The sequence below is a fragment of the Affinundibacterium fentianense genome, assembly GCF_018139545.1.
GTDB classification, from domain to species: Bacteria; Pseudomonadota; Gammaproteobacteria; order Burkholderiales; family Burkholderiaceae_D; genus Undibacterium; species Undibacterium fentianense.
The window spans coordinates 80,645-94,754 of the sequence record NZ_JAGSPJ010000003.1 but is presented as its reverse complement, the minus strand read 5'-3'; the positions used below and the strand labels follow the sequence as shown (position 1 = coordinate 94,754).

11 protein-coding genes are annotated in these 14,110 nt (G+C 46.5%); all 11 read right to left on the bottom strand.

The window, feature by feature from the left end:
* Positions 1–17: 17 nt before the first annotated feature.
* The 11 genes from KDM90_RS08175 to gyrA all read right to left on the bottom strand — a co-directional run bounded on the left by KDM90_RS08175 (position 18) and on the right by gyrA (position 14,021).
* The gene (locus KDM90_RS08175) at positions 18–1,400 is read right to left on the bottom strand and encodes a UDP-glucose dehydrogenase family protein (RefSeq protein WP_212675124.1); all 1,383 of its coding nucleotides are present in this window, start codon (positions 1,398–1,400) and stop codon (positions 18–20) included.
* Between the two features lie 140 nt (positions 1,401–1,540).
* A complete protein-coding gene (gene lapB / locus KDM90_RS08170) occupies positions 1,541–2,716 on the bottom strand; it encodes a lipopolysaccharide assembly protein LapB (protein WP_212675123.1) in 1,176 nt (391 codons plus the stop codon).
* A 23-nt stretch (positions 2,717–2,739) separates the two neighbouring features.
* On the bottom strand, positions 2,740–3,066 hold the full coding sequence (locus tag KDM90_RS08165) for a LapA family protein (protein ID WP_212675122.1): 327 nt from the start codon (positions 3,064–3,066) through the stop codon (positions 2,740–2,742).
* A gap of 242 nt (positions 3,067–3,308) precedes the next feature.
* Positions 3,309–3,617, bottom strand: coding sequence for an integration host factor subunit beta (locus tag KDM90_RS08160; RefSeq protein ID WP_212675121.1), 309 nt, complete (start codon positions 3,615–3,617; stop codon positions 3,309–3,311).
* A 20-nt stretch (positions 3,618–3,637) separates the two neighbouring features.
* Positions 3,638–5,338 (bottom strand): 30S ribosomal protein S1, encoded by a 1,701-nt coding sequence (gene rpsA / locus KDM90_RS08155; RefSeq protein ID WP_189344559.1) that lies wholly within the window; start codon positions 5,336–5,338, stop codon positions 3,638–3,640.
* 167 nt (positions 5,339–5,505) lie between these two features.
* Complete coding sequence (cmk, locus tag KDM90_RS08150) at positions 5,506–6,186, bottom strand: (d)CMP kinase (RefSeq protein WP_212675120.1); 681 nt, start codon at positions 6,184–6,186, stop codon at positions 5,506–5,508.
* Positions 6,183–7,520: a 3-phosphoshikimate 1-carboxyvinyltransferase gene (gene aroA / locus KDM90_RS08145; RefSeq protein WP_212675119.1), complete on the bottom strand. Its 1,338-nt coding sequence runs from the start codon at positions 7,518–7,520 to the stop codon at positions 6,183–6,185. Before aroA ends, cmk begins: the two co-directional genes overlap by 4 nt.
* Positions 7,521–7,657: 137 nt before the next feature.
* On the bottom strand, positions 7,658–8,587 hold the full coding sequence (locus tag KDM90_RS08140; protein WP_212675118.1) for a prephenate dehydrogenase: 930 nt from the start codon (positions 8,585–8,587) through the stop codon (positions 7,658–7,660).
* 290 nt (positions 8,588–8,877) lie between these two features.
* The gene (pheA, locus tag KDM90_RS08135; protein ID WP_212675117.1) at positions 8,878–9,951 is read right to left on the bottom strand and encodes a prephenate dehydratase; all 1,074 of its coding nucleotides are present in this window, start codon (positions 9,949–9,951) and stop codon (positions 8,878–8,880) included.
* A gap of 179 nt (positions 9,952–10,130) precedes the next feature.
* Positions 10,131–11,237 carry a 3-phosphoserine/phosphohydroxythreonine transaminase gene (serC, locus tag KDM90_RS08130; protein ID WP_212675116.1) on the bottom strand — a complete coding sequence of 369 codons (1,107 nt, stop codon included), beginning with the start codon at positions 11,235–11,237 and terminating at the stop codon, positions 10,131–10,133.
* A 141-nt stretch (positions 11,238–11,378) separates the two neighbouring features.
* Complete coding sequence (gene gyrA / locus KDM90_RS08125; protein WP_212675115.1) at positions 11,379–14,021, bottom strand: DNA gyrase subunit A; 2,643 nt, start codon at positions 14,019–14,021, stop codon at positions 11,379–11,381.
* Positions 14,022–14,110 lie beyond the last annotated feature (89 nt).

The window sequence follows — 14,110 nt, the reverse complement described above, 5'->3', positions numbered from 1 at the left end:
ATCGAGATTCGAGTTGATCATTTTTGCAAAAACTTGGTCAAAACTGCACGTCCGATCGGATGGTACTCAATACCCAAAGCTTGCACTTCGCGTGGATCATATAGATTACGTCCATCAAAGATCACGCTATGTTTGAGTCGCTGCTTCATTTCGCTTAATACTGCATTACGAAAAACTTTCCATTCAGTCACAATAATCAATGCATCTGCGCCATCCAGAGCTTGCATCGCGTCATTTTCGAAACGAATCTGTTTTAACAAATCTGGGGACTCTACAAAATCTAAAGCGAGCACACGCTGAGCCTCATCCATCGCCACAGGATCATGAGTAACAATCGACGCACCAGCCAATAATAATTCTTTAATTAGCACTCTCGAAGAAGCTGCGCGCATATCATCCGTATCCGGCTTAAACGCTAGGCCCCAAAGGGCAAATTGCTTCGTTCTTAAATCAGAACCATATTGACTAAAAATTTTGGAGACAAGAACATGCTTCTGCTGCTCGTTGACTTCTTCCACCGCTTGCAAAATTTTAAGATCATGGCCAAATTCTTGGGCAGTACGGACGAGTGCTTGAACGTCCTTCGGAAAACATGAACCTCCATACCCACAACCCGCCATCAAAAATCCTGGGCCTATCCTCGGATCAGAGCCAATCCCTTTTCTTACCGCATCAATATCAACACCGACTTTATCCGCCAAATTCGCCAATTCATTCATGAACGAAATTCGCGTCGCTAGCATCGCGTTAGCTGCATACTTTGTAAATTCAGCAGAACGAACATCCATCCAATAAATCTGGTGGCCTGAATTTTCAAAGCTAGAATAGACTTCACGCAGCATGATTTGTGCTCGAGTACCTTGCGCATCTTGTCCGTGTCCGATCACCAAGCGATCCGGTTTCATAAAGTCAGCGACGGCTGCTCCTTCCTTCAAAAATTCAGGATTAGAGGTAACAGCAAATTCTAAACTCGAAGAACGCGCCTTCAATTCGTCCGCAATGACAGCAGACACGCGATCGGCTGTCCCGACAGGAACTGTTGATTTATCAACGATGACCTTAAAGTTCGACATATGCTTGCCAATATTACGCGCAGCTGCAAGAACATATTGCAAATCAGCTGATCCATCTTCATCTGGCGGAGTGCCAACGGCGATAAACTGAACATCGCCATGAGCGACACTAGCAATCACATCAGTCGAAAAATGTAAGCGTCCTGCAGCAACATTACGCGTAACAACCTGATCGAGACCAGGTTCATGAATCGGTATTCCACCACCATTCAAAATATCAATTTTGCGTTGATCAACGTCGAGGCAAAAAACATCATGACCCACTTCCGCTAAACAAGCTCCGGTAACCAATCCAACATAGCCAGTGCCAATAATAGTAATTTTCATTTATCTAATCATTTCATAAAATATTCGCTTATCGCAGCACAACAAAGCTCAAAAGCCATAGAAAGATTCAATCAAGCTTCGAGCCATGTGTTCCATCTTCGTAAAAACAGATCGATTGATACTCGAAGACGACGTCCGAACTAGTTCATGACATTCAACTCTTCTGTGCGACGAGGTGGATAGGTTTCCCATTTACTGCAGCCAGGGCATTGCCAATAGAATTGCCGCGCTTTGAAACCACAGTGCGTACATTGGTAGCGGGTAAATTTTTGCGCGTAGCCATTGACTAAATTTTTTACAATTGACAGCTCCGGTAGCACTTCAGGTGGTGCAACCATCATTCGCGCATCAAGTAACTTATCGAGCCCGAGCAAGGTGGGTGTCCGTCGCAATTCATTACTCACTAACTGATTTGCCTCAACAACGCTCTCTAACTCCAAACTTGCTTTGAAAACGACTTCCAACAAATCAATCGATGGCGCTTCTGCCAAGTAGGATTTTAAGAGATTCAACCCCTCTAACGGACGATCCAATTTTCGATATCCATCCATCAAACGTTGTGCGACTAAAGCAACGTGTGGGACGCTCTGTTGTTCGACTTTGCGCCAAGCAAGAACCGCTTGTTCAAGATCGCCTTTAGCTAAGTGAATATCCCCCATTAAGACCACAGCGCGAACATTATGTCGATCCGTGCTGATGGCTTTCTCTAGCATTGCCATCGCAGCTTCAGGGTGAGTATGGACCAATTCATCTTGTGCAATTTCACAATAAAATTGGGCGATCTCTTTTTGTCGGCCACCGGCACCCGATTCTTGCAATGCATGTGCAGCGTCGATCGCCCGCAGCCATTCTTTTTCTCGTTGATAAATTTCCAAAAGCGCTTTCCTTGCAGAAATTGCATACTGTCCAGCGACTAGCTGATTGAAGGTCTCTTCAGCTCGATCTAATAATCCAGCCTTCAAATAATCTTGCCCCAATTCGAACATCGCCTGTGTTTGCTGCTCAATTGGCAAATCTGGGCGCGACAAAAGATTTTGGTGCACACGAATCGCACGCTCGGTTTCACCGCGACGTCGAAACAAACTACCGAGTGCAAAATGTAGCTCAACTGTCTCAGGATTAAGTTTTAAGATTTCGATGAAAGCGTCGATTGCTTTATCGGGTTGATCGTTTAGCAGAAAATTTAAGCCTTTAAAATACCCTTTCGGCAGGCTACTGGATTCAGAGATAAGCTGTCGTATATCGACCCGTGCGGCGATCCAACCTAAGCTAAAAAATAGGGGGATTCCTAATAACCACCAAATTTCAAATTCCATATTGATTCATCTATGTGGAAAGTTTATGGGTGACGCGTCGTGTTCGGAACAGCATCAGGTGTTGGAGCCTGATTCGCAGCGGCTTGCTCGCTTTGCCGTTCTTTTTCAATCTCAGCAATTGTCTTTTTGTGGCGAGAGATATCTCTCCGATGGCGAAAAACCGTGGGAGCCATGGCGAGCAAACAAAACACTGCACCTGCAACAAAAAAACATAACAACAAAATAACCAAAGGCGCTGACTGCTGATAACCCCAGAAATATTCCAAAGTAACGATCTTGTCATTCTTTAATGCGAAACCTAAAAAAGCAACGAAAACGATAAGCCAAACAATTTTCGAAATAATTTTCATAATAATCCTACTAAGCTCAGAGCAAAATTAGCCAATGCGCGTCTCACATTCATTGACTAGAGTTACGCTTATGACTCGCAATGGAATCCCATAAATGAAATTGTACGTGAAAAAAAACGGCATATCGGAAATCCGTTATGCCGTTTTGTTTTTTTTTAGCGCAAATTTCTCGTTTTTCGCTAAATGCCTCCATATTTGCGATAGAAGCAAACCACAATTTAATTAATACAGCCTCGACAATACTAATCAACGTTGTGGATAGGTTGACCGACGGTTGCGTCCACACGCTCTCGCAACTCTTTACCAGGTTTAAAATGCGGTACCCGTTTTTCAGGCACCATCACCTTATCTCCCGATTTTGGGTTACGACCAATACGTGGCGGACGGCTATTTAAAGCAAAACTACCAAAGCCGCGAATTTCTATGCGCTGACCTGTAGCCAACGCATCTGACATCGCATCCAAAATAGTTTTCACCGCGATATCCACGTCTTTAGCAACAAGTTGCGGATACCGCTCGGCCAAACGAGCAATCAGCTCAGACTTAGTCATAAATCAAACCAGGTCGTTGCTTAGTTTTTGTTATCAAGCTTAGCTTTCAACAAAGCACCGAGGCTTGTTGTGCCAGAAGCAGCATTAGAGTCTGTCGACATTTTTGCCATTGCTTCTTGTGTATCCGCTGTATCTTTTGCCTTGATAGACAATTGAATACCACGTGCTTTACGGTCGATGTTCAATACCAATGCTTCAACTGTGTCGCCAACTTTCAAGTGTGTACCAGCATCTTCCACGCGATCGCGGGAGATTTCAGATGCACGCAAGTAGCCTTCAACTTCATCAGCCAATTGAATTACTGCGCCTTTAGCTTCAACAGATTTCACTGTACCAGTCACCAATGCGCCTTTGTCATTCATTGCGCAGTAGTTGTTGAATGGGTCACCTTCCAATTGTTTTACGCCGAGAGAAACGCGTTCACGTTCAACATCGATCGCCAACACAACTGCTTCCAACTCGTCACCTTTCTTGAAGCGACGAACTGCTTCTTCACCTGTTTCGTTCCAAGACAAATCAGACAAATGCACCAAACCGTCGATGTTGCCTGTCAAGCCAATGAACACGCCGAAGTCAGTAATAGACTTGATTGCGCCTTTAACTTTGTCGCCTTTTTTGAAGTTCAAGGAGAAGTCATCCCATGGATTTGCTTTGCATTGTTTCATGCCCAAGCTGATACGACGACGTTCTTCGTCGATTTCCAATACCATAACTTCAACTTCGTCGCCCAATTGAACAACTTTGTTTGGTGCAACGTTTTTGTTTGTCCAATCCATTTCGGAAACGTGGACCAAACCTTCGATACCTTGTTCAACTTCAACGAACGCACCGTAGTCTGTCAAGTTTGTTACTTTACCGAACAAACGTGTGTTTGCTGGGTAACGACGTGCCAAACCTGTCCATGGATCATCACCCAATTGTTTAACGCCGAGAGAAACACGGTTTTTCTCTTGATCAAACTTGAGGATCTTCGCAGTGATTTCTTGACCCACTGTGAGAACTTCAGATGGGTGACGTACACGGCGCCATGCCAAATCAGTGATGTGCAACAAGCCATCGATGCCGCCCAAATCAACGAACGCACCGTAGTCAGTGATGTTTTTAACCAAGCCAGTAACCACTGTGCCTTCTTTCAGGTTTTCCATCAATTTCTGACGTTCTTCACCCATAGAAGCTTCAACAACTGCACGACGTGACAACACAACGTTGTTACGCTTACGGTCGAGCTTGATAACTTTGAATTCCATTGTTTTGCCTTCGTAAGGAGTTGTATCCTTAACTGGGCGTGTATCAACCAATGAACCTGGCAAGAATGCGCGGATGCCGTTCGTGAGAACTGTCAAACCACCTTTTACTTTGCCATTGACTGTACCAACAACCATTTCGCCAGACTCCAACGCTTTTTCCAGCGCGAGCCATGATGCCAAACGTTTTGCTTTGTCGCGGGACAAAATTGTGTCACCGAAACCGTTTTCCAATGATTCGATCGCTACGGATACGAAATCACCGATATTAACTTCCAATTCACCTTGGTCGTTTTTGAATTCTTCAACAGGAATAAAGGCTTCAGATTTGAGGCCTGCGTTCACGATCACGAAGTTGTGGTCGATGCGAACGACTTCGGCAGAAATCACTTCACCGGAGCGCATATCTTGGCGTGACAAAGACTCTTCGAACAAAGCTGCGAAGCTATCTGCACCAGTTGCGAAATCTTGAGACATGTAGACTGTAGACATAATATTTACGAGTTAGCCGGAATAGGACAAAAGGTCTATTTACCGGGTTGAGTTAAACAAACTCATTCAGACTTTGCGCCTAAATGAGAACCTATCAACAAGCCCAGCAGACGATCTGAGCTTGGGGATTCTTACGCAAAAAAATAAGACGATTATTTTTTACTTCTTACCGCGTCAGTATAGAGACTAAGTATCTGATGCACTGCTTCGTTCGCAGTGATATGAGACGTATCTAAGATAAACGCGCCTGGTGCGGGTTTGAGAGGCGCTTCTGTGCGAGCCATGTCGCGAGCATCACGTTCTGCCAAATCTTTTACCAAGTCTTCCATATTAGCAGGAAAACCCTTTTCAATCAATTGCTTATAGCGACGATTTGCACGTGCTTCCACACTTGCGGTCAAAAAGACCTTTTGGATTGCATCAGGGAAGATCACAGTGCCCATGTCACGCCCATCCGCCACTAAACCGGGCAATTGACGAAATGACACTTGCAACTCGACCAAGGCTTTTCGAACCAATGGTAAAACGGCAATTTTCGAGGCAGCAACGCCAATTGCTTCTTGCCTTACCGCGTCCGTCACATCATCACCTGCGAGAAATACATGGCCTTTTTCAAATCGGCACGGCAATACACGTGCCAAATCAGCAATTGCTTGCTCTTGTTCCAAGGCGATCCCATGACGTATCGCGGATAAGGCAGTCAAACGATACAGCGCGCCCGAATCGAGGTAATGAAAACCCAACTGCTTCGCCACACGATGCGCGACCGTTCCTTTACCGGAAGCGGTAGGACCATCAATACTAATGACAGGAATACTGGTAGAACCGTTCAAAATAAATCCTCGTGTTTGATCTTCATAAAAGCTTCGAAGAAGTCAGGAAAAGTTTTAGCAACGCACTTAGGATCGTTAATCCGCATCGCTGCCCCTCGGCGCGCAACACCATCTAAGGTCGCCAATGAAAAGCACATCGCCATTCTGTGATCATCATAGGTATCTATCGTCGCTGGCGCAAGTTCGGCTGGTGGCGTGACCGTCATAAAGTCTTGACCGTCCTCAACAATCGCGCCAAGTTTACGCAATTCTGTTGCCATTGCCACAATGCGATCAGTTTCTTTAACCCGCCAGCTTTCGATATTGCGCAAAGTCGTGGTACCGTTCGCATACAAAGCAGCGATCGCGATCGTCATCGCCGCATCGGGAATATGGTTAAAATCCATATCAATTGCTTGCAGTGGACCTTGTGTTTCAGCCTCAATCCAATTATCCCCCATGGTGATTTTGGCACCCATTTTTTCTAGTGCTTCAGCAAAACGGACATCGCCTTGTATGCTATTTTTGCCAACGCCTTCAACTCGAATCGGCCCACCCGCAATCGCACCAGCCGCTAAAAAATACGATGCGGAAGAAGCATCTCCTTCCACATACACCACTCCAGGCGAGACATAATGCTGGCCCGCTTTGATAGTAAAACACTGCCAACCATCGCGTACAACTTCGACGCCAAAGCGTGCCATCAGATTTAGTGTAATTTCGATATAGGGTTTAGAAATTAAATCGCCCACCACTTCAATCACCACATCACTATGCTGCGCAGCAAGTGGTGAAGCCATCAACAAAGCAGTTAAAAATTGACTAGAAACATTGCCCTTCACTTGCATCTTCTGCGCATGGATATGCCCGCGCTTGATGTGCAACGGTGGATAGCCAGGATTGCTTGTGTAATCAATCTGCGCACCCACGGCATTTAAAGCATCGACCAAATCACCAATCGGACGCTCATGCATGCGCGCTACCCCGTGTACCGTGTAATCGCCACCTAGGACTGCGAGTGCAGCCACCAGCGGTCGAATTGCGGTACCCGCATTGCCCATAAATAAATCCGCATGATGATTCGGAAAAACGCCATTCGCACCGATCACCGTATAGTTGTGCGTGTTGCCTTCTTGGGTCCAATGTACACCGAGTTTTTGCAGTGCATTTAACATCACCATCGTGTCGTCGGATGCGAGCAAATCATGGATCTGTGTTGTGCCTTTAGACAAGGCCGCCAACAGCAAGATCCGATTCGAAATACTCTTAGAACCCGGCAAGCGGACTGTGCCCTGCACTTTCATCACGGGATGTAAGTCAAGATATGGTGGGTAATGTTTGCTGTGTTCTTTCATGCTTTTTCTCTATTTAAATACAACAGAATCTATTCGCGTAGCGTGGGCTGTACACACCCTTTTTTTAACCAATCGCCTCAGTGCTCAGTGCGCACCGCGCAAGCTATTTATATCTACTTATACTTATTTATACCTAATTAGTCGCCGCCATCTCTATTCTGTGCTTCTGCCGCTTCGATTGCCGTAATCCAATTCAGCCGCGCGGTTTGTGCACGACTGTAAATTGCTTCTAAACCAGCGCTATCATTAGCCTCTAAACTTGCTCGCAATTGTTTTAGTTTGGCACTATATGAATCCAACTCCTCCAAAATCGCATCACGATTAGCCAGACTAATATCGCGCCACATCTCTGGCGAAGACCCTGCAATACGTGTGAAATCTCGGAAGCCACTCGCTGCATATTGAAATAGGCGATCAGCGTGCGGTTTTGCAGCGATATCATCTACCAAAGCATAGGCCAACAGATGCGGCAAATGACTGACCGAAGCAAAAACTTGATCATGCTCCTCAGAGCTTAAATGATGAATGATGGCACCACAGGCACGCCATGCTTGCGCAACCAATTCAACTGCTTGATCACTATTTTCTGCTAGGCGCGTGATCACGACTTTTTTGCCAACATACAAATCATCGATAGCTGCTTCAGGGCCATTTTTTTCACGCCCGGCAATCGGATGTGCTGGCACAAATTGCGCGATTTTTTCATGCAAGGCATTTCTTGCAGCTCGCACTACATCGGCTTTAGTACTGCCAACGTCAGTGACTAAAGTGTTCGCCCCCAAATACGGATAAATCGCGCTGAGTATCTTTTCGGTTTGGGCAACTGGCGTCGCGATCACAATCAAATCCGCATCTTGCACCGCTGATGCGATATCTTCGGTAAAGCTATCGATAAAATTTAACTGCTTCGCTGCCTCCAAAGACGCTAAGTGGCGGTCCAAACCGACGACATGCGTTACTGCGTTCGCTTTTTTTAATGACAAAGCGAAGGAGCCGCCGATTAGACCAACGCCGATCAGAACAACTTTGTTAAAGCGTGGACGTACAGACGTCTCATCATTCTTCATTTTTAAAATCACTATCAACAATTATTTTGTTAGAACACGTTTTGACTATGCCCTTCTCCCGCAAGCGGGAGAAGGGTTGGGGATGAGGGTGATTCAGATTCCAGAAAAATATTTAGAAGGACAGAAATCAAGAGCGACGATAAACATACTCCTAAATTCAACTCACAATTTCTGAACCACCCTCACCCTAGCCCTCTCCCGCCTGCGGGAGAGGGAATGTTATTCGAACCTATTTGCTCAAGAATTTCATCCGTAGTGTAGTGAAGGTGCAACCTGCACCTATCCTCACATCAAACCGTGCAAGGATACGATCCAAGAATTTTAAAGAAGGCCGCATCCTGATTCAATTCATCCATCGCCGCCTTAACCTTGGCATCCATTGCATGCCCCTCGACATCGACGTAGAAGTAATATTCCCAATTGCCGGTACGTGCCGGACGTGATTCGAAGCGTGTCATTGATACACCGTGCTTGGACAGAGGCGCCAACAAATTGTAAACAGCACCTGCCTTGTTCGGCGTGGCTAACACGATAGAGGTTTGATCCTTGCCGCTAGGCGTCGTATTCAAACGCCCCACTACCGCAAAACGCGTTCGGTTATGCGGATCGTCTTGAATATGCGCACTGACAATTCCCAGATTGTATTGATGGCCAGCGATTTCACTCGCAATTGCAGCGACGCTGTAATCGGCACTCGCCATACGCGCGGCTTCTGCATTAGAGGCAACGGCTTGTCTCTCGACGTGCGGGTAATGTTGATTGAGCCAAGCCTGACACTGCGCCAGTGCTTGCGAGTGTGCACAGATACGCGTCACACCTTCCATCGTGCCGGACTTACTCATCAGGCTGTGCTGCACAGGAATCGCGACTTCCCCGCTAATCGCCAGACTCGTTTGCAATAGCAAATCGAGAGTGCGATTAATAGCGCCCTCAGAAGAATTTTCAATCGGCACCACGCCAAAATCGGCCGTACCTGCTTCGGTCGCACGGAATACTTCGTCGATAGAAATGCAAGGCAAAGCTTCGATCGCGTGACCGAATTGCTTATACACCGCTTGCTCACTAAAAGTGCCAACAGGTCCCAAGAATGCCACCACCACACGCCGCTCTAGCGCGCGACAGGCGGACATCACTTCGCGGAAAATTAATTGAATATCTTCATTCAGCAAAGGGCCGGTATTTTTTGCAGCCATATTGCGCAAAACCTGTGCCTCACGCTCAGGTCGAAATACGGGTGCATTGGTCTCTGCTTTCACATGCCCAACTTCTTGCGCAACGTTGGCACGTTGATTCAGCAACTCTAAAATTGCTGTATCTATCGCATCGATTTTCTCTCTAAGAGGAAGTAATTTATTGTCGTTCATTTGAAAACCTAAAAACCGTTTTGGGTTCAAACATGCCTAAAGCACGATTGAAAAAATCTTATTTCTACTCAATCTAATTCAAGCTTTTGACTTGATTCATCAGCGCCACGGTTTCTAGGTGATGGTGGGTACCATGCGAAGAAAGGGCTGATGATTTTGAATCTATTATTTGACGAATCTTACTTGCCGTTTGCGATCGCAAAATCCCGCATAAACGCCACCAAAGCCTGCACACCTTCAATCGGCATTGCGTTATAAATCGAGGCACGCATGCCGCCGACTGATTTATGTCCTTTCAACTGTAACAAACCACGTTCTTTCGCGGCTGTCAAAAACGCGGCATTTAAGGATTCGTCTTTCAAATAGAACGGCACGTTCATGCGTGAACGGAATTCTTTAGCGACTTTCGTCACATAGAAGTCGGTACTATCTAAAAAGTCATACAGCAAATTGGCTTTCGCGATATTTTGACGCTCCATCGCCGCTACGCCGCCCTGTCGCTTCAACCATTGGAACACTAAACCAGCGATATAAATGGAATAAGTCGGTGGCGTGTTGTACATGGAATCATTGTCCGCCACATTTTTCCAATCAAAGGCCGACGGGCAAATGGATAAGGCAGAACCTAATAAATCTTCTCGCACAATGACCAAGGTCAAACCTGCAGGGCCGATGTTTTTTTGTGCGCCACCAAAAATCACACCATATTTAGCAACATCAATCTCGCGCGACAAAATATGCGAAGACATGTCGGCCACCAAAGGGGCATTATTGGTTTGCGCCGCGACGTCCGGGACAAAATGATATTCGACACCGTCTATAGTCTCGTTAGTACACACATGCACGTACGCGGGATCAGCACTCAATTGCCAACTGCTTGGGTTTGGAACGACGTCAAAACCCGTCGCCTGGCTCGACGCTGCAACGTTCACATTTGCGTATTTTTGCGCTTCCTTAATCGATTTTCCACTCCAAGATCCGGCGTGAATAAAATCAATCGTCGCAGGCTGCGCTTTACGCCCGACCAAATTCATAGGAATGATCGCGTTTTCGCCAAGGCCACCACCCTGCAAAAACAAGATTTTATAGTTAGCAGGAACGTTCAATAGCTCGCGCAAATCGGCTTGGGCTTGCGCCAAGATAGACATAAATTCCGGACCGCGATGACTCATTTCCATCACCGACATGCCACTGCCATGCCAATCTAACATTTCACTCGCTGCCTGTTGCAAGACTTCTTTCGGTAAGACGGCTGGGCCGGCTGAGAAATTGTAGATCGTCGTCATGGTTTTCAAACCGTAGTATTAAACGTAAGGTGGGCAAGGCTTTACACCCACGTGTCCGGCAAACGCCGGAGATTTATTTCAATATTTTCCGAAGTAACTTAAGCGTAACGCGTGGGCACGTAAACCGTGCCCACCCTGCGATTATTCTTCGACAGGTGCGTCACCGTTAGCTTCACCAGCCTCAGCATCCGCGACTTCCGGATCAGCATCCGTTTCCACAATACGCTGCAAACCAGAGAGTTTTGTACCATCTTCTACTGCAATCAAAGTCACGCCTTGTGTTGCACGACCCATTTCACGAATTTCTGAAACACGGGTACGGATCAACACGCCACCAGTGGTAATCAACATGATTTCATCAGTTGGTTCGACCAAGGTCGCGGCAACGACTTTACCGTTACGCTCTGAAGTTTGGATGGCAATCATGCCTTTGGTACCGCGGCCATGACGTGTGTATTCCGTAATTGGCGTGCGTTTGCCGAAGCCATTTTCAGTTGCCGTCAAAACGGATTGCTGTTCGTTTTCTGCCACCAACAAGGCGATGACTTGTTGACCTTCTTCCAGATTCATACCGCGCACACCGCGTGCGGTACGCCCCATAGGACGCACATCGTTCTCATCAAAACGCACTGCCTTGCCTGCATCAGAGAACAGCATCACGTCGTGCTTACCATCGGTCAAAGCTGCACCGATCAAGAAGTCACCCTCATCCAAATCAACAGCAATAATGCCCGCTTTACGAGGATTACTGAAATCAGTCAATGGCGTTTTCTTTACGGTACCAAGACTGGTCGACATAAAGACATAATGGTCTTCTGGGAAGCTACGATTATCACCAGACAATGGCAAGATCACCGTAATCTTTTCGCCCTCTTGCAATGGGAACATATTCACAATCGGCTTACCACGTGAATTACGTGAACCTTGCGGCACTTCATACACTTTCAACCAGTACATACGGCCACGGTTCGAGAAGCATAAGATGTAATCGTGGGTATTCGCGACAAAGAGTTGTTCAATCCAATCGTCGTCTTTTGTCGCTGCCGCTTGCTTACCACGTCCACCCCGTTTTTGTGCACGGTATTCGGACAATGGTTGTGACTTCATATAGCCTGTGTGCGATAAGGTGACAACCATATCGACAGGGGTAATCAAATCTTCTGTTTCTAAATCAGTCGCATTCAAGACGATTTCGGAACGACGTGCATCTTTATTGCCGATGCCGTATTCGTTCATGCAGGCTGTCATTTCATCGGTAATGATGACAGTGACGCGCTCTGGCTTAGACAAAATATCCAAGAGATCAGCAATCTCTGCCATCACATCTTTGTATTCATTAACGATCTTGTCTTGTTCCAAGCCGGTCAAGCGTTGCAAACGCATTTGCAAAATTTCTTGCGCTTGGTCGTCAGACAATTTATACAAGCCATCTGGCTGGATGCCATAGTGCTTAGGCAAACTCTCAGGGCGGAATGCTTCGATACCGCCTGGATTATCAGCCGCTGTGCGCGTCAACATTTCACGCACCATAGAGCTATCCCAAGCGCGCGTCATCAATTCTTGTTTCGCAATTGGCGGCGTTGGTGCCGCCTTAATAATCGCGATGAAATCGTCGATATTTGCCAAGGCAACTGCCAAACCTTCCAACACATGACCACGATCACGTGCTTTGCGCAATTCAAATACGGTGCGACGTGTGACTACTTCGCGACGATGCGACAAGAAGCATTCGAGCATTTGCTTCAAGTTCAACAACTTCGGTTGACCATTCACCAAGGCCACCATATTCATACCAAACGTATCTTGCAATTGCGTTTGTTTGTACAAATTATTCAAAACGACTTCAGGAACTTCGCCGCGCTTCAATTCGATCACAACGCGCATACCCGACTTATCGGATTCATCGCGAATATCAGAGATACCTTCGAGCTTTTTATCGCGAACGTTTTCAGCAATACGCTCCAACAAGGACTTTTTATTCACTTGGTACGGCAACTCATCAACGATGATCGCAGTACGGCCTTCTTTACCAAATTCTTCAAAGTGCGTCTTGGCGCGCATCACCACACGACCACGACCAGTACGATAGCCATCACGCACGCCGGATACACCGTAGATCAAACCTGCAGTTGGAAAATCTGGTGCAGGAATAATTTCGATCAATTCATCAATCGTGCATTCTGGGTTGCGCAATACATGCAAAGCGCCATTTATGATTTCAGTGATATTGTGCGGCGGAATATTGGTCGCCATACCAACAGCAATACCAGAAGAGCCATTGATCAATAAATTTGGAATACGGGTTGGCAAAACGGATGGTTCTTTTTCTTTGCCATCGTAGTTAGGCACGAAATCGACAGTTTCTTTGTCGATGTCCGCCAAAATTTCATTTGCGATCTTATCCAAGCGACACTCGGTATAACGCATCGCCGCGGCATTATCGCCATCGACCGAACCGAAGTTACCCTGACCATCAACCAAGGTGTAACGCAAGGAAAAGTCCTGCGCCATACGCACTAAGGTATCGTAAATGGAAGCATCGCCATGCGGATGATACTTACCCATGACTTCACCGACCACACGCGCACATTTGACGAACGGGCGGTTGTAGACGTTATTCATTTCATGCATCGCGAACAAAACGCGTCTATGCACAGGCTTTAAACCATCCCGCACATCCGGCAAAGCACGACCGACGATCACGCTCATGGCGTAGTCGAGGTAGCTCTTGCGCATTTCTTCTTCAAGGGAAATCGGGAGTGTTTCTTTTGCGAATTGATCCATTGGCGGTCAGACTTGTCTAATTGCTTAAATATTTGCTTAAAAAATCAGCAGTAAGCTTGGTTAAAATAACAAGCCAGCACGAGGCTGGC

What these genes read in the sequence shown, in the direction of transcription:
- KDM90_RS08175 (WP_212675124.1), bottom strand. Translation starts at nt 1,400, where the DNA reads ATGAAAATTACTATTATTGGCACTGGCTATGTTGGATTGGTTACCGGA.
- lapB (WP_212675123.1), bottom strand. Translation starts at nt 2,716, where the DNA reads ATGGAATTTGAAATTTGGTGGTTATTAGGAATCCCCCTATTTTTTAGC.
- KDM90_RS08165 (WP_212675122.1), bottom strand. Translation starts at nt 3,066, where the DNA reads ATGAAAATTATTTCGAAAATTGTTTGGCTTATCGTTTTCGTTGCTTTT.
- KDM90_RS08160 (WP_212675121.1), bottom strand. Translation starts at nt 3,617, where the DNA reads ATGACTAAGTCTGAGCTGATTGCTCGTTTGGCCGAGCGGTATCCGCAA.
- rpsA (WP_189344559.1), bottom strand. Translation starts at nt 5,338, where the DNA reads ATGTCTCAAGATTTCGCAACTGGTGCAGATAGCTTCGCAGCTTTGTTC.
- aroA (WP_212675119.1), bottom strand. Translation starts at nt 7,520, where the DNA reads ATGAAAGAACACAGCAAACATTACCCACCATATCTTGACTTACATCCC.
- KDM90_RS08140 (WP_212675118.1), bottom strand. Translation starts at nt 8,587, where the DNA reads ATGAAGAATGATGAGACGTCTGTACGTCCACGCTTTAACAAAGTTGTT.
- pheA (WP_212675117.1), bottom strand. Translation starts at nt 9,951, where the DNA reads ATGAACGACAATAAATTACTTCCTCTTAGAGAGAAAATCGATGCGATA.
- serC (WP_212675116.1), bottom strand. Translation starts at nt 11,237, where the DNA reads ATGACGACGATCTACAATTTCTCAGCCGGCCCAGCCGTCTTACCGAAA.
- gyrA (WP_212675115.1), bottom strand. Translation starts at nt 14,021, where the DNA reads ATGGATCAATTCGCAAAAGAAACACTCCCGATTTCCCTTGAAGAAGAA.